Consider the following 14,843-nt stretch of genomic DNA (forward strand, 5'->3'; position numbering starts at 1 on the left):
CCCGTTCCTCTCCCTTCCTCCGTTTCCACGCCATACTATCAATCTGTCAAAACCATTCGGGAAATCACAAGACGCTGGATTTCGTTCGTGCCCTCGTAGATTTGCGTCACTTTCGCATCGCGCATGCAGCGCTCAACCGAATAAGCTTTCGTATACCCGCATTCTCCGAAAATTTGCAAAGCTTCTATCGTAACTTGCACGGCTGTATCGCTGGAGAAAAGCTTGGCAAAAGCGGCTTCCTTGCCATAGGGCACCCCGATGCTTTCCCTCCAGGCCGCTTGATAAGTCAATAACCTGGCAGCTTCGATCTTGTTGGCCATATCGGCGATCTTGAATGCAATCGCTTGCCGAAGTCCGATTAGATTGCCGAACTCTTTGCGCTCTTTGGCAAAGGCAATCGTAGCATCCAGAGTGCCCTGCGCAATGCCGAGTGCTTGAGCGGCAATCCCGCTGCGTCCCCCATCAAGAGCCGACATCGCGATTTTGAAGCCTTCCCCCTCTTCCCCGAGCAGGTTTTCCTCCGAGACGCGGCAGTTGTCGAATATAAGCTCCAGGGTAGGCGATGCGCGAATGCCAAGCTTCTTTTCCTTTTTGCCGAATGCAAAGCCCTCCGTTCCTTTCTCGATAATAAACGCGCTGTATCCTTTGCCCCTTTGCTGGGTGTCGGTTATAGCGAAAACCAGGTAGATTTCCGCTTCTCCCCCATTCGTAACGAATATTTTGTTGCCGTTCAAAATATACCAGCCACTGCCATCTCTAGTAGCCGTCGTTCTCATCGCCTTGGCATCTGAGCCCGAGCTGCTTTCGGTTAAGCTGTAGGCGCCAAGCTTCTTCCCTTGCGCGATTGGCTCCAAATACTTTTGTTTTTGCTCCTCCGTGCCATACGTATAGAGACACCATCCTACGAGAGAGGTATGAACGGAAAGCATAACGCCGGTGGAAGCGCAAACCCGCGACAACTCTTCGACCGCCATGACATAAGAGACGTAATCGGCTCCAATCCCGCCGTATCGTTCGGGCCATGGTATTCCGGTCAGTCCAAGCTCCCCCATTCTGTCGAACAGACCGCGATCGAACCGTTCCTCCTCATCGCGCTGCTCGGCGGAAGGCCCTACTTCACGTTCCGCGAAATCCCGCGCCTTTGAACGAATCATCTTCTGTTGGTCTGATAAATCGAAGAACATGCGATTGCCTCCTTCGATCTCGTTGCCGGTACTCAAGCAATTTTATGCTAATATAGAAGAAACCTTGCACGATAAAAGGAGAAATGATGATGGCAACCTTGAATCATGTACCGATTGCAAAGGCAGAAATGCTTATTAGAAAACCTGTTAACGAGGTATTCGAGGCTTTTATCGACCCTGCAGTTACCACAAAATTCTGGTTCACCAAAAGCAGCGGAAAATTAGAAACGGGAAGACGCGTCCAATGGGAATGGGAGATGTATGGGGCTTCTACAGACGTTGATGTCATAGAAATCGAGGAAAATAAGCGAATCCTTATCGAATGGGGATCCACGGTCGAGTGGATTTTTACTCCTAGAGCAGAGAACGAAACCTTCGTTACGATTACAAACTCAGGGTTTACGGGAGATGGGGATGACATCGTAAAGCAAGCCATAGATTCAACGGAAGGCTTCACGATTGTACTCTGCGGGCTTAAGGCTCTTCTTGAGTACAATATCGTCTTGAATCTCGTATCGGATAAGGCTCCTGACGCCCACGTATAAATTTTCCGAAAAAAAGACCCGAATTCCGGGTCTCTCTTACTTGACTCTTTATCATCTTCCATATGCTCTCGCGTAACGTTTGATTTTACGGAAAATGGTTGGATCCGGCAGTTTGCGAAAAATAAGATAACCCGGCTTCGTATTGACCTCAAGTATCCATGGCGTTAATGTACGATCCATTCCCACGTCGACACCGACTTCGCAAACTCCCGGAAATTTGCTGCGTGTCGCCTTTCCCACCCTCACGCCCAGCTTCTCGAGCGACTTGATCTTATTGTTTACGGCTTGTTTACTCATGAGATTACCTAATAAGCCCGTTACGGACATTGCATTGCCGCCGTTATAATAGTTGGTGATGATTTTACGCGGTGCTGCAATTCGTCCGATGATTCCGGTTGTTTCCCAGGCTTTACTCGGATTTAATTGCGCCATGACGCGCAAATCGAATCGCCTGTCCTTGTATTTCAAGAGATGAATACCTCTTTGGATCAAATAGCTTCTGCTTTTGGTTTCCTTCCGAAGAGCTGCAAACAGGAGATCAAAGGATGCAAACGTCCGTAGACGTTCACCAATCTGGAAGCTGTATTGTCCCTGCTTTCTTTCGATCCGCATAACGCCTCTCCCAAGAGACCCGTTGTCCGGCTTGACGTAGACCATTGCGAATTTCTCTAACATGTTTATTAGCTGATTTCGATTAAATCGAACCGTTTTGGGAACGATGCTTCGAAATGATTGACTGTATAACAAGGCCTCCGTTTTTCTCCATTTACTGACCACATACTGAGGCAAATCATACCCTCCCTTAACTCAAGATATAGTAATCCGCAGTGAATCCGCTGAGACACGTTTGACGCTGCGTCGGTCGCGAAAAACCAAAACCCCGCTTAGCCTAGTGGCTGATCGGGGTTTTAAGTGTGTACAAGATTCGCCATCTTATTAACGAATTAAAGGCGGAGGAATACAGGAGAAAAATGCGATTAATCCTTCTTAGTATCCGGCTCGCAGAATGATGACCAACAGAATGAAGAGAACTAGAGCGAAAGCAGCTGCTCCCATTCCACCGCCATAACCTGCACAAGAGACATTAACACCGCCAACTGGATAACCCATAGTATCACCACCAGTTTTTTATTGTGATGTTTATCACCCTGTTAGCTTATGAATGGTTAAACATAATGACTGTACATTCGCACAGATCCATCATTAATCCGCGCATACCCAATAATTCCTTATCCAGCCGGATATGCTGTGCTTTCGCGGAGATTTGTTTGCTATAGGTGTTTGTACTGTACCGTATACTGATCTTTACATAAGTTAACTGGGTGATGAACTATCACAAATAAACCATTCGGTGGTGATTTTTTTGAGCGGAGTTGTTGGCGGGTATGGTGGCGGAAGCTGCGCCGGATACGGCATGCAAGCAGCTGCATTTGCACTTGTTCTCTTCATTCTCTTGGTAATAATCTTAAGAGCCGGTTACTAATAAAATAAGATTCAACCCGCGATATGCTAAACGAATCGCGGGTTTTTTAAAGAAAGGGGTGCGGATATGGATTTAGCTCTTGCAGTCTAAGCAAGTTCTTCGCATAACCTAACGTTACCGGAACTTTCAACAACCTCTCCAATCCCGTTAAACGGACCAGGTGATGTCCGAAAGACATAGGCAACATTCCCGGGATCAGAACTTTTACGCAATATAGGCCGTTTCGTAAAGCTTCGGGAGCGGTCTGGTCTATCACGATGACGTCAAGATTTAATAGGCGGATTTTCTGAAGGACGTCCTTTAGTTCATTCGTCAGATCGGCATGCAGCGCTCTTGGTTGAAACTCCTCATCGAATGTTCTCATCCGACCATTTTGTTTTAACAGAAAATGAAGTCGTTCCTCCGTTTCGGGAAGGCTGTACAATAAGGAGTGGTCCTCCATCCGCCTTACCAGGTAAGGATCATCCAACATACCGTAATACTCGCCACTGTTCTCGTTCAACATTTCTCCAAGATATATCACATTGCCCGCTACTTCTAATATCGCGCTTTTCGCGGCCCGTATCGGATCCAAGTGGGCTCCTCCCGCACAAATGAGATTCGCTCCCGTTTTCTCCTTGTTTTTCGCTATCGCCCAAACGCTTGGAATGCCGCTCTCCATCGTAGCGTTGAACAGATAGATATCATAGCCGGCAATGTCCTGCAAACGGTTTATCATGAGCAGCAATTCCTTGTCCCCGGATGAATAAGGATCAAGACGCGGGACGGGAAGCTGCGCATACCAGGTCAACAGAAACGAATCGCGCTCGACCACTTCCATAATGCCGTAGAAAATCGCTTCTTCCAAGCTCCCCCCCAATGCGCATCCATTCGATCCTTCCATGACAAAACCGTCTCCGAATCCCGAGCTATAATAAGCAAGCTGCTCAGGAACCAGAATCGGACGCTCTTGCTTAAATGTATATCCCCATACCCAGTTCATCGGGAGATCAGGGTCAAAGGGTTTGAACGGGAATTCAGCTTGCTCATACTGTTCTGCCGAGTACACTCCCACCTCCACAGGGTTGAGTGCCCGGTCAGTCAAGTTACGGTAAGCGTCATGAATAACTGTTCTTTTGCTGCGCGGAAAGATTCCGCAATAGCGCTCCAAGCCTTCCAGAATGGCAGTTAGTTCACTTTGCGCATAAGAATGAGAGCGGCCTGCCGAAGTTTCATTCCCAATCGCCAATGGCAAATTTACGGCAACATTGGAGAATGGCGATAACAAATCAATCGTTGATTTATTGAATAAGCCTGTCCGTTCATCTAAATAGTCTTTGATCACGATTTCCGCAAGGTCGTCCAACGGTTTGCAACGATAAGTCTCCATATTGATTTTATGGCTTGGCTGCAATGAAATTCTTGCATTATCCGGGCAATCATTGGGCAGATTTCCGCAAACCGGGCACGAGGGGTCTGGCAAAAACGGGTGAAGTGAACTCTTTAACGTATTTAAATCGACGAAGTACACTCTTCCTTCCGTTTGAGCAGGTTCGCCCTGTATAAATTTCCGCGCTTCCGCAGCGACCAAGCAGCTAGTCTGTAGTACTCCAATCCGTGAGGTCGAACGATCACTCGGAATTGCTCCGTGCAACAATAAATTCAATTGCAATTCCAGACTATTCTCTCGGTCATGTCCCGCCATAAAGCTCCTTAGATCCGCGCACTGGGAACAGCCTGACTTTCCCGGTTGAACCAATGGCCCGATAATGCCCTCGTCATGCAATATAGAGCCTCTCAACCAGGGGATGCTGGCTAGCTGCATCGCTTTTTCAGCGGTCTCATAATCGGAGGGGCGCCAATCATCGTGTAAGACCACGACCAATTTAGCCGATTCCGGGACGCCGAGCTTGAAATCAACCTGTCGATTGACTTTGTATTGTTCGGATAATTGATCGCTGACAAGTTGCGCTAACAGGCCTTTGCCAACAATCGCAACGATATCATTCACCCGGATGCTTCCTCCTTTCTAAGCAAGACACCGAACAGCCCTCCTAGATTATCTTTCAAGAAGGGTTCCACTTTTATTTCAAAGACAAATAGCGGCGTTTGATTACGCTTCAAAATCGACGAGGCGTATAGTATCAACTCCGCTTGTGCCCTATCTTCAACTGCTTTAATTTCCAGGTTTGTTACAATGGCTTCTTCCGGAATGAGGGTTGGAATCTCTACGCCTTGCAACGTGAATACTTCCGTTCGATTTAGTGCCTTCAGAAGTGCCTGCTGAAGCGCCATTCTAAGCGCCAATGTCCTATTCAAGCCCACGCAGCCGTACCAACAATCGCAAGCACCGACCCATACGACAGGAAAGCCGAGCAAGTCTTCGCCTATTCCGATCGTCGGTGCTCCTTGCATGATGGTCAATGCTTGTAAGTAATAGCGGCAACGAGTATCCTCGACATGATTAAGCCGTGCCATTAAGACAGCAGGCTTCCGGTCAGCTGTTTGCTTTCTCAATTGTTGCGTTAAACACTTCTGCAACCCGCGAAAAACGGATTCCTCGACCGTTTCCCCCGCTCCAATCTCAACGAATTCCGAGAGCTCCGTCTTCTTATTTATTAATCTCGTTACATAGGCTTCTATTCCTGCTAACCCGGCTTCCTTACGGGCCTCCAAGTGCGTCAGACCCGCACGTATCATAACCGGAAGCAACTCAGCCGGCCCTTCCGAAAGCGGGTCGACCGCCTGAACACGGCATTGCGAGAGCGGAAGCTGGTTCAGGTCCCCCTCGTCCCACAGATGCAAAATCCCTGCTTGCGGCGATGTTAACCGACTAACAAACGACAGGAATTCGTTTGGATCACCACTGCTGCCCCTACCTTGTCCGAGCAGCTGCTCCCAATGATGAACCTGTTCGGTTTCGATTCGATTGGTTACCAACGGATGGGGCAAGAAAGAATGGTAGCTTCCTTCCAGCGTGTGCAAATCCAGCATAAAGAATCTATTCTTCAACTCCGACTCCGTCACTCGCGCAATTGTTCTAAACATGTCAAATACGATGATATTGGCAAGCATTGACCCTACCGCAGGGTTGAATATAGGAGTCAATGGATCATTACGAATCGCGGATCGATGGATGCGCCGCCTCGCGGATTCCCAACATCCCTCGGAGTCCGGATTCACTAGCGGCCCTGCAATACCCATTTGCCCAATGCACGTCGCGGTGAGCAGCGTTTTCTTCTCTGCTTTGCAGGCCGCATGAATAGCTTGGATTTCTTCTATCCTCTCCTGCTGACTGACATACAAAATCCAATCAAACGGCCGAACCTTCTCTCTCCAAGCAGTTACTGTCCTTTTGGGTAAAGTCGCATGGACTTCAGTCAATCCGGATTCGAACAATGCCGCGACTAACGAGACCAAAAAAGAACCGGCTCCTACAGCTAATACTTTGGCCTGTCTAAAGATAGTATCATCCAGTAACTTGGCCATGAGATTGTCATTTCCTCCCTCATGCGTCGTGCGTCTTAGACATTAGCCCGCCTATTGAAATAATGTATGACTTCGCACGTTAATCTGTACCTGCTCCCTGGATCAACCCCAAATTCGCATAATTTTTCCTCAAATGGATAACGATAAGGCAACAACTAGAGGGGAGGGTTCAATCCTGGTTCGCAAAGGCACCGGCAAACTTATCGTCGATCAAATCGCGGAAAGGTTAGGACAATCCCCCGATTTCATTTGCCAGCAGCTAGAAATCAATGCGGAATTCGGCGTTTACTGCATCTATATTTCATCGATCGTAACCACTAATCAGGTGGACGAAATGTTATTAAGGCCCATTGTCGAGGACTATCAGTTGGCGGAGGCATCCTTAAAAAATCCAATTGACTGGTTAATAAAAATAATCCCTCGCGCGCAACAGAAGAAGCTTTCCGGATTCGCTGAAGGGATTAACGATCTTCTTGAAGGCCATTGCCTTCTCATCCCTACCTCAGGAGAGATTTATCTTAGCTATGACGTCTCCAAAGGGGAATATCGGAATATCGCGGAACCCGATACGGAAGCTTCTATACGCGGACCAAGGGAGGGATTCGTCGAGGCTATTACTTGGAATTCCGCTCTGATCCGGAAACGATTGAAAGACGAACACTTGGTTTTCGAATCTCTTGTAATCGGATCGAAAACAAGGACTAGAGTGTACCTAACTTATCTCAACAACGTTGCCTCGGTACAAGTTGTCGATGAATTCCGCCGCCGTCTTCTATCCATTCAAACCGATAGCATTCTGGAGAGCGCTTATATCGAAGAATGGATTCAAGATACGACCCTTTCGCCTTTCCCGCAATTAATAAGCACGGAACGTCCGGATTCAATCGTCGCCAAATTGCTCGAGGGACAGATCGCGGTTATGACGGACGGCACCCCGATGGTCCTTGTCGGACCGATTACTTTTTTTCAACTGTTTTCATCTCCGGAGGACTATTACCAGCGAGCGGATATTGCCACGCTGTCGCGTTGGCTGCGCATGTTTGCATTTCTGTTATCCATATTCACGCCGGCTCTTTATATTGCGGTGGTAAGCTATCACCAGGAATTACTGCCTACGAACCTCTTAATCAGCCTAGCCGCACAACGTGAAGAAGTGCCGTTCCCTGCCTTTATCGAAGCGTTCATCATGACGGTAACGTTCGAGATCTTGCGTGAAGCAGGGCTTCGCATGCCGCGCATTGCAGGTCAATCGATATCTATCGTAGGCGCGCTTGTATTAGGACAGGCAGCAGTTGAAGCCGGACTCGTTTCGGCGGCAATGGTTATCGTTGTGTCCCTCACGGCGATTTCTAACTTCGTCTCCCCCAACTATAGCTTCGGAATAGCACAAAGAATCATTCAGTTTTCTTTTATGCTCCTGAGCGGGTTAATGGGCTTGTTCGGTTTAATGTGCGGCGTTTTTTTTCTGTTGATTCATCTCGTATCCATACGCTCGTTCGGGGTTAAATATTTCACTCCTTTTGCACCCGTTGTCTTAGCCGACTGGAAGGACACCATGGTTCGAGTCCCCCGAAATATGATGAAACGTTTGCCGCGCGAATCCCTTGCCAAGAGAAAGAGAAGGTGAAAACAAATTGAAGAAGTGTTGTATTATCTTCATCTTGCTCCTGCTCTGTACCGGGTGCTGGGACTTGAAGGAAATTAATCAATTGGCGATTGTTAACGTTGTCGGAACCGACAAGGATCCCGAAACCGGAACGTATACCGGCTATTATCAGGTGGTTAATCCTACGGGTATTTCAAATAGGCAAGGCGGCGCTTCGCAAGCATCGGTTTACACGTTTCACTTCAAGGAATATAGCTTTGGTCGATTCACCGTGAGGACAAGCACGGCGATGCCGAGGCTGCTTTTTACCGCACATATGCAGTGCTACATTATTTCGGAGCGGTATGCCAGGGATGGAGTACTGGATCTGATTAATTTTCTGGAACTAAATCCTGAGAGGCGAACGAATTTGCTTTTCCTCGTTTCCGATTCTCCGCTTTCAACGGTTATGCACACTTTTACGCCTTTGGAAAGATCGCCAGGCCGGTTTGTTCGCTCTTTGCTGGACCTGCATGTACGCAGTGCACAGACACAAGTTGCTCCTATTAGGCTTAAAGATCTAATTGAGGGACTTCCGCTTAATCAACCGACCGTCATTCCTATTGTGCACTATAACGGGCAGCAGCCCGCTTCCAATACAAAAGAAGTGGAGGAGATTGATGCAATAAAAAACGGCTTAAGTTTTACGGATGGGGCCGTGTTTATCCATGGTCGTATGGCAGGGCGCATCGAGATGAAAATGAAACAGGTTTTTGCCATCTTAAGGAATGATTTGAAGGCTTTTGCGGAAACCATGAAGGTTAACGGAGCATATGTCGACGTTGGAGCGAGTAATGCTCGAATCAAGCGGGAATGGGATCGGTCTGCATCCCGTCTTACTCTGAAGATTTATGCCGATCTGCGTATTACGAACAATCAACAGAAGAGCAGAATGACCGTGCATAATCTTCATGATGTGGAGAAGGCATTCAATCGAAGGTTAACGCAACGGGCAGAGTCCTTGATTCAGTTGGGCTTGAAGAAAGATTGGGATTTTCTAGGCATTCAGGATGAACGCCATGATATTGATTCGTGGCGTCAAGTCAAAATCACTTTTCAAGTGAGCTCTAAGGTGACAACGACCGGGAACACAAGTACGCCTTATAATTAGAAAATAAGGAGAATTCAAATGGAAAACGCCAAGTTAAGCGGTTGGCAGATGTTTACTTTAACCTTTATCTTTACCGTCGGGACTACGTTTATTTTGTTGCCCGGGAAACTTATAGCGGATGCGAAGCAGTACGGCTGGCTCGTTACGATTTGGGCCTTCTTGTACGGCGTAATACTGGCGGCATTCTGGCTATATTTGGCCAAGCATTATCCGGGACGGAGTCTCGTACAGATTGCGGTTCAAGTACTGGGGAAATGGGCCGGGGGCTTGGTCGCTTTTCTCTACATCCTCTACTTCATCCAAATCGCATCTTGGGTGACGCGTAACGCGAGCGATTTTATGCATATTAATCTAATGCCCCGCACACCCCTCTCTATCTTCAATATCATGGTGTTGCTCGTGTGTGCCTATGCCGTGGTGAAAGGGATCGAATCGATCGCTATGGCTAGCGAGCTTTTGACGCCGTATATTTTCATAGCTTATTGGATTCCCATGACGGTCATGCTCACCGAGTGGGATTGGAGAAATTTCGACATTCCTTATCACTTCCAGTTATGGACGACAATCGCAAATACGAACTATACTCTCGCGTTTCCCTATATGGAGACGGTATCTTTCATGATGCTGTTTCCTTTCGTTCAACGCAGATTAAAGACTGCATTTATTTTAGGAATCATCACAACGGGGATCGCCCTTACCATTAGCGTGTTTTTTATCATTGGCATTCTGGGCGTGAATCGCAGTTCGCATCTTATATACCCGATATACATTATTTTTCGTGAAATGCAGTTTACCGGATTCGTGGAGCATCTTGAAGCTATAATTTCCGTCAATATACTTTTCATTGTATTTCTTAAATTAAGTATGTTGTTTTATTGCGCCGTACTGGCCATATGCCAACTATTCGAATTGAAAAACCGAGCCGTTGTCGCCTATCCGCTAATATGGGTCATTTCCGCTTATTCGCTCTTTTTCGCGAACATCATTGAGAATGTCGAATGGGTCGATAAGTATTTATTTATCTACTATACCTTGTACGCCATTGTTATTCCCGTTGTACTAATTGCACTCACCTGGCTGAAGCTGCAGCGAAAAAAACCGCTCTATAAGGAAGGACCGGCGGCATGATAATCCTTCTGGCGATCTTGTACGTACTGTTTCTGAGCGGCGGTTTGATGGTGATGAAAGCCAAGAAATTCAGCGGGAAAGAGAAAGCGATCTATATTGGAATAACCACGCTAGGCGGCATACTCTGGTTCAGCATTATCGTACGGCGACCGCTCGATTTGAATAAGGCCATCGCTTGGATGTTTAATCTCTAATCCAGCCATCCTCTATTTCTAGCTCGCGAATCACCTTTGCGGGACTTCCTCCAACCAATACATTGTTAGGAACATCCCTATTTACTGTACTCTTCGCGGCTATAACGGAATTATCTCCTATTGTGACGCCCGGAAGAATGGTACAGTCCGCTCCGATCCAAACATTATTACCGATTTGAATTCTTTTACTGAGTTCACCTTTATCAGTAGAATCCATTCGATGGTAATTGCTATCGAAAATACTCGTCCTCGGACCGATCTTTACGTTATTTCCAATGACGATTTCTTTATTAGCAGCAATTCCAACGCCCGCATTAACATATACATTATCCCCGAATGTCAAGTTGGCACCTTTGATACTGGTAATTTGAACAGCCCATGGATGTCCCACTATGGAAAGGTTTTTTCCGGCTTTGATGGTTCCAAATTTATTAACGAATACTTTTCCACGTAGCTTTGGAGCTGTTTTCCCGAATTTATAAAGCCCTTTAAGTTTGTAAAGAACGGTGTTAAATCCCATATTAGATCCTCCCCTATTCAATAGTTCGCTTATCGAATAGTATAACAGAAATAATATGGGATAATGGGTTAATATTATTCAATTTGAATAATTATCATCCAATCAACTTACAGTTCGCTGGCACCGATAATGTCTTCAATCTTAAACCGCTCTCCATCCACGGTGAATGTCCGATTGTAAGGGTCAACGCGTTCTACTACACCAATGACCGCGCAATCTTCGAACGGATCATTGAGATGAAATTTTGCGGCAGTCTGCATGCCAAGCGATTCCATTAACACGCGCATAATCGCTTCCCATTCCCGCGGATCAAGTACCTGACGTTCTTGGCTGTACGCGTTACCCTCCGGTTTCTTGGTCATTCCGCTTGCACCGCCAATATCCGGTCAACAATTAGCGTGCGGTAACCACGCTTCTTTACATCGTACACGCGCGCCTTGCCGTTTCGGATAGCGAACAGATTAACGCGACGCTGCGAAAACTTGCCGCTGGTGTCAATGTAAATAAGGTCGATTACGCGTCCGACACACTTATCGATTGTTATATTACTCATTCGAAAACCCCTCTACACAGGAACGTATGTTCTTATTATAGCGGGAACTAACGTTCTTATACAAGGGTCGCCAAAACTTATTTTTAATCTATGCCCCAATCTGGATAATCCGTAATAATCCCGTCTACCCCCAATCGTTTCATTCGCTCGTCATCCCGTTCTTTGCGGATCGTCCATGCCATGACTTTCCTGTTTCGATCATGGATTTTCGTGAAGGCACTTTTCTTGCCTTCGTTGGTGCCAGGGCACCAACGCGCGTGCCGCGAAGGCACTTTTTTTGCCTTCGTGCTTCATGTATATCTAGTTCCGGCTTGACCTTATCGGAAAAGCTGCCTCTTTACCTCTTAACTCGCCATAAAGTATTCCTTTAGACTCTCCACGATCGCTTGCACCGCAAGCGCTTGACCTTCGTCGCTGAGCAGAATCGCTTCTTCAGCGGAATTAGAAAGATAGCCGACTTCAATGAGCACCGCTGACATTTCGCTTAAGGAAAGTACCCTTAGTGGATCCTCCCTTACGCCCCGGTCAGCGAAGCCCATCGCCTCAATCATTTTTTGATGAAGCGCTTGAGCTAGCGGAGTGCTAGTTTCAAAGGAATAATAGGTTTCTATCCCGGAAGTGTTCTTATCCTCGAAGGAGTTGCCATGAATGGAGATAAAAACGTCCGCCCCCCACTCGTTGGCTAACTTCGCCCGGTCTTCCAATTCAACGAAAGTATCATCGGTTCGAGTCAATCGGATTTCGAATCTTGGATCATTCTTGAACAGATCTAGCACTTTAAGTGCTAGGGAAAGATTTAGATCCTTCTCTTCGTTGCCGCTATCTCCCGTCGCGCCCGGATCTTTGCCGCCATGGCCGGGATCGATCATAATTTTGTACACCCTATCCGGCTGTGATGAGCTATCGGCAACCTGTGCAGTTGGACCTTTAGATAAGTTTGGACCTGCCGACAATGCTGGTGATCCCTCGCTCTGATTGCCAACAAGAATGAATAAGGATCCGGCTAGTAGAAAAAAGAAAATCGGAAGAGCGACAAATCTAGCAAGTCTCCTCTTTTTTTCGTTCTGGTTCATGTATGGGTTCATGTTGTCCTCCTTTCGGATGAGCTTAATAGTCACCTCCTTGTTATACCATCGGGAGGTCGCTAGAAAGTCTACAACTTCTCACCATTTTGTCTCTAAAACTATCAAATTTCAAGTAGAATCATGAATTTACCAATAACAATAGAAAAAAAGCCGCGAAATACGCGACTTTTAATCAGAACTTTTCCTTAATATTGAAGATCCAGATCGACCCTGTTGCGAGCAGGCTCATTTCCTTCTATATAGGCACTCAAATTCTCCATGAAAATTTTGACCGCCCGCTCGCCGTAATGGACGGAGCTCCCGGAATTATGGGGAGTGACGATCACATTCGGCAGTTCCCATAGCGGACTTGTTTCCGGCAGCGGCTCCTGCTCGAACACGTCCAAACCCGCTCCGGCGATCGTCCCGTTCCGCAACGCTTCGATTAGAGCTTCTGTATCCGTCGTCCGGCCCCGCCCGATATTTATAAAAAACGCTGTCGGTTTCATCTTTCCGAACCTGGAGCGGTCGATCATATACTCCGTTTCCGGCGTAATCGGGAGCGTCACGACAACATAATCGCTTGCTCCAAGCACTTCGTCCAATCCTTGAACATCATACATCGCATCCACATAAGGAGAGTCCCGCCCGGATTTTCTGACGCCCAGAACCCTCATGCCGAATGCACGGGCGAGCCTCGCGATTTCTTCTCCGATTGCTCCGACGCCGACCAATCCGAGCGCTTTGCCGTGAATCTCATCCAATTCTCCCGTCCAAGACCACTTCTTATCTGCCTTGTTGTAGATACTAAGATGAAGCTTCCGCGCAAAAGACAACATCATGGCGAACACGGTTTCGGAAATCGGATACGCATGTACGCCGCTGGCGTTCGTTAGCAGGATTCCCCTTCGCCGAAAAGCGTCAAAAGGCATTTGCTCGACTCCCGCCCCCCAGGCTTGCACCCAGCGCAGACGCGAATCCGGCACCATGCTATCGGCCGCCAGATCATTCCAGCCTACCACAATCTCGGCTTCCCGGAAGTGGGCTATATCCCGCGCTTCATCCCCGTTAATCACCGTCCAATCCGGAACCGTCTCCTGAATCCGCTTCAGTTGTTCCGGCTGCAAATCGGGAATACAGACGATTTTTCTCATTCCGCTGACTCCTTTAAAAATTCAACCGATCTCCTCACGTCTTCCATCAAAGTACGTTTCGCTTGCGTCTCTAACGGATGAAACAGCTCCAATGTCAGCCACCCTTGGAAGCCGATAACGTCGAGTACTCCAAGCAGCTTTCGCATATCGATGTCACCTTCGGCCAAATCTTCCGCAGGTACCAGCCCGGTCTGATTTCGCAAATGGAAGGCCGTCACCCGCTCCGGATATTTTCGGATCCATCCGATCGGATCGCAGCCGGCTATATGGGCCCAGCCGGTATCGATACACAAGCCAATTTCCCTTGCCCCGTATTCGATCACCGAGCGGAGATCCCCTTCCGCATTGTGCAGAGAAGCGGCATGGTTGTGCATGCTAACGGCAAGCCCAAGCGAATTAACAGCCAACGCGATGCGGGTAAGGTTGTCGCCTTGCCGTTTAAACTCATCTTCTGTTTTGTCGAGAGGGTAGTCCCATCCGCCCTTCGGATCCGCGTTGATGACCAGATCCCGGCCGCCGTTCTCCGCCAACCTTCGAGCAATCGGCAGCAGGGTCTCCTCGATCCTCAAATTTTCAATAGGTTCATGCAGCGGAAGCCCCGCATAAGAGCCGGAAACGGACAACCCGAACGACCGGGCCAATGCTGCCGTTTCCGGAACCGGATCGATCTCCACCGCATCCAGCCCTGCCTCGGCGCACTCGCGAAAGATTTCTTCCATTGACGGCTCCTTGCCTTCCGCCCAATATTTCACTTGCCATCCGTACAAACCGGTCGAATAACCCTTGATTTTCAT

The 14,843-nt window shown here is 47.8% G+C and carries 18 protein-coding genes; 6 read left to right on the top strand and 12 right to left on the bottom strand.

The window, feature by feature from the left end:
• Positions 1–38 precede the first annotated feature (38 nt).
• Positions 39–1,184 carry an acyl-CoA dehydrogenase family protein gene (locus tag E2980_RS11690; protein WP_135152355.1) on the bottom strand — a complete coding sequence of 382 codons (1,146 nt, stop codon included), beginning with the start codon at positions 1,182–1,184 and terminating at the stop codon, positions 39–41.
• An 89-nt stretch (positions 1,185–1,273) separates the two neighbouring features.
• Between E2980_RS11690 and E2980_RS11695 the strand changes: the two genes are divergently transcribed.
• Positions 1,274–1,729 carry an SRPBCC family protein gene (locus E2980_RS11695; protein ID WP_135152356.1) on the top strand — a complete coding sequence of 152 codons (456 nt, stop codon included), beginning with the start codon at positions 1,274–1,276 and terminating at the stop codon, positions 1,727–1,729.
• A 51-nt stretch (positions 1,730–1,780) separates the two neighbouring features.
• On the opposite strand, the gene E2980_RS11700 is transcribed toward E2980_RS11695, so the two are convergent.
• Both E2980_RS11700 and E2980_RS24685 read right to left on the bottom strand, forming a co-directional pair.
• Entirely contained in the window at positions 1,781–2,506 is a 726-nt protein-coding gene (locus E2980_RS11700; RefSeq protein WP_240703007.1) for a YheC/YheD family protein, read from the bottom strand.
• A gap of 210 nt (positions 2,507–2,716) precedes the next feature.
• A complete protein-coding gene (locus E2980_RS24685; RefSeq protein ID WP_135152358.1) occupies positions 2,717–2,839 on the bottom strand; it encodes a sporulation protein YjcZ in 123 nt (40 codons plus the stop codon).
• A 253-nt stretch (positions 2,840–3,092) separates the two neighbouring features.
• Here E2980_RS24685 and E2980_RS24690 point away from each other — a divergent pair, with 253 nt between their 5' ends.
• The gene (locus tag E2980_RS24690; protein WP_135152359.1) at positions 3,093–3,212 is read left to right on the top strand and encodes a sporulation protein YjcZ; all 120 of its coding nucleotides are present in this window, start codon (positions 3,093–3,095) and stop codon (positions 3,210–3,212) included.
• Positions 3,213–3,258: 46 nt separating this feature from the next.
• On the opposite strand, the gene E2980_RS11715 is transcribed toward E2980_RS24690, so the two are convergent.
• Both E2980_RS11715 and E2980_RS11720 read right to left on the bottom strand, forming a co-directional pair.
• A complete protein-coding gene (locus E2980_RS11715) occupies positions 3,259–5,202 on the bottom strand; it encodes a TOMM precursor leader peptide-binding protein (protein ID WP_135152360.1) in 1,944 nt (647 codons plus the stop codon).
• Positions 5,199–6,680, bottom strand: a complete 1,482-nt coding sequence (locus E2980_RS11720) for a bacteriocin maturation protein (protein ID WP_135152361.1) — start codon at positions 6,678–6,680, stop codon at positions 5,199–5,201. The genes E2980_RS11715 and E2980_RS11720 overlap by 4 nt, the downstream gene beginning before the upstream one ends.
• A 133-nt stretch (positions 6,681–6,813) precedes the next feature.
• On the opposite strand from E2980_RS11720, the gene E2980_RS11725 reads away from it, so the two are divergent.
• The 4 genes from E2980_RS11725 to E2980_RS11740 are packed head-to-tail and all read left to right on the top strand — an operon-like array spanning position 6,814 to position 10,758.
• Positions 6,814–8,307 carry a spore germination protein gene (locus E2980_RS11725; protein ID WP_135152362.1) on the top strand — a complete coding sequence of 498 codons (1,494 nt, stop codon included), beginning with the start codon at positions 6,814–6,816 and terminating at the stop codon, positions 8,305–8,307.
• 7 nt (positions 8,308–8,314) lie between these two features.
• Positions 8,315–9,436: a Ger(x)C family spore germination protein gene (locus E2980_RS11730; protein ID WP_167747091.1), complete on the top strand. Its 1,122-nt coding sequence runs from the start codon at positions 8,315–8,317 to the stop codon at positions 9,434–9,436.
• A gap of 18 nt (positions 9,437–9,454) precedes the next feature.
• A complete protein-coding gene (locus tag E2980_RS11735; RefSeq protein WP_135152364.1) occupies positions 9,455–10,564 on the top strand; it encodes a GerAB/ArcD/ProY family transporter in 1,110 nt (369 codons plus the stop codon).
• Positions 10,561–10,758: a hypothetical protein gene (locus E2980_RS11740; protein ID WP_135152365.1), complete on the top strand. Its 198-nt coding sequence runs from the start codon at positions 10,561–10,563 to the stop codon at positions 10,756–10,758. The genes E2980_RS11735 and E2980_RS11740 overlap by 4 nt, the downstream gene beginning before the upstream one ends.
• Here E2980_RS11740 and E2980_RS24915 read toward each other — a convergent pair.
• The 7 genes from E2980_RS24915 to E2980_RS11775 all read right to left on the bottom strand — a co-directional run bounded on the left by E2980_RS24915 (position 10,748) and on the right by E2980_RS11775 (position 14,843).
• Positions 10,748–11,278, bottom strand: a complete 531-nt coding sequence (locus E2980_RS24915; protein ID WP_135152366.1) for an acyltransferase — start codon at positions 11,276–11,278, stop codon at positions 10,748–10,750. The two genes, E2980_RS11740 and E2980_RS24915, sit on opposite strands and share 11 nt — an antisense overlap.
• Positions 11,279–11,385: 107 nt before the next feature.
• Entirely contained in the window at positions 11,386–11,640 is a 255-nt protein-coding gene (locus E2980_RS11750; protein WP_135152367.1) for a YolD-like family protein, read from the bottom strand.
• Complete coding sequence (locus E2980_RS11755; protein ID WP_135152368.1) at positions 11,637–11,831, bottom strand: hypothetical protein; 195 nt, start codon at positions 11,829–11,831, stop codon at positions 11,637–11,639. Before E2980_RS11755 ends, E2980_RS11750 begins: the two co-directional genes overlap by 4 nt.
• Before the next feature lie 83 nt (positions 11,832–11,914).
• Positions 11,915–12,103 carry a glycerophosphodiester phosphodiesterase family protein gene (locus tag E2980_RS11760; protein WP_135152369.1) on the bottom strand — a complete coding sequence of 63 codons (189 nt, stop codon included), beginning with the start codon at positions 12,101–12,103 and terminating at the stop codon, positions 11,915–11,917.
• A 72-nt stretch (positions 12,104–12,175) separates the two neighbouring features.
• A complete protein-coding gene (locus tag E2980_RS11765) occupies positions 12,176–12,916 on the bottom strand; it encodes an N-acetylmuramoyl-L-alanine amidase family protein (protein ID WP_135152370.1) in 741 nt (246 codons plus the stop codon).
• A gap of 185 nt (positions 12,917–13,101) precedes the next feature.
• Positions 13,102–14,049, bottom strand: coding sequence for a D-2-hydroxyacid dehydrogenase (locus E2980_RS11770; RefSeq protein ID WP_135152371.1), 948 nt, complete (start codon positions 14,047–14,049; stop codon positions 13,102–13,104).
• On the bottom strand, positions 14,046–14,843 hold the full coding sequence (locus tag E2980_RS11775; protein ID WP_167747092.1) for a sugar phosphate isomerase/epimerase family protein: 798 nt from the start codon (positions 14,841–14,843) through the stop codon (positions 14,046–14,048). Before E2980_RS11775 ends, E2980_RS11770 begins: the two co-directional genes overlap by 4 nt.

This window comes from Cohnella luojiensis, from assembly GCF_004564235.1.
GTDB classification, from domain to species: domain Bacteria; phylum Bacillota; class Bacilli; order Paenibacillales; family Paenibacillaceae; genus Cohnella; species Cohnella luojiensis.

Coding starts and splice junctions, on each gene's coding strand:
- E2980_RS11690 (WP_135152355.1), bottom strand. CDS start 1,184: ATGTTCTTCGATTTATCAGACCAACAGAAGATGATTCGTTCAAAGGCG.
- E2980_RS11695 (WP_135152356.1), top strand. CDS start 1,274: ATGGCAACCTTGAATCATGTACCGATTGCAAAGGCAGAAATGCTTATT.
- E2980_RS24685 (WP_135152358.1), bottom strand. CDS start 2,839: ATGGGTTATCCAGTTGGCGGTGTTAATGTCTCTTGTGCAGGTTATGGC.
- E2980_RS11720 (WP_135152361.1), bottom strand. CDS start 6,680: ATGGCCAAGTTACTGGATGATACTATCTTTAGACAGGCCAAAGTATTA.
- E2980_RS11725 (WP_135152362.1), top strand. CDS start 6,814: ATGGATAACGATAAGGCAACAACTAGAGGGGAGGGTTCAATCCTGGTT.
- E2980_RS11735 (WP_135152364.1), top strand. CDS start 9,455: ATGGAAAACGCCAAGTTAAGCGGTTGGCAGATGTTTACTTTAACCTTT.
- E2980_RS11740 (WP_135152365.1), top strand. CDS start 10,561: ATGATAATCCTTCTGGCGATCTTGTACGTACTGTTTCTGAGCGGCGGT.
- E2980_RS24915 (WP_135152366.1), bottom strand. CDS start 11,278: ATGGGATTTAACACCGTTCTTTACAAACTTAAAGGGCTTTATAAATTC.
- E2980_RS11750 (WP_135152367.1), bottom strand. CDS start 11,640: ATGACCAAGAAACCGGAGGGTAACGCGTACAGCCAAGAACGTCAGGTA.
- E2980_RS11755 (WP_135152368.1), bottom strand. CDS start 11,831: ATGAGTAATATAACAATCGATAAGTGTGTCGGACGCGTAATCGACCTT.
- E2980_RS11765 (WP_135152370.1), bottom strand. CDS start 12,916: ATGAACCCATACATGAACCAGAACGAAAAAAAGAGGAGACTTGCTAGA.
- E2980_RS11770 (WP_135152371.1), bottom strand. CDS start 14,049: ATGAGAAAAATCGTCTGTATTCCCGATTTGCAGCCGGAACAACTGAAG.
- E2980_RS11775 (WP_167747092.1), bottom strand. CDS start 14,843: ATGAAAATCAAGGGTTATTCGACCGGTTTGTACGGATGGCAAGTGAAA.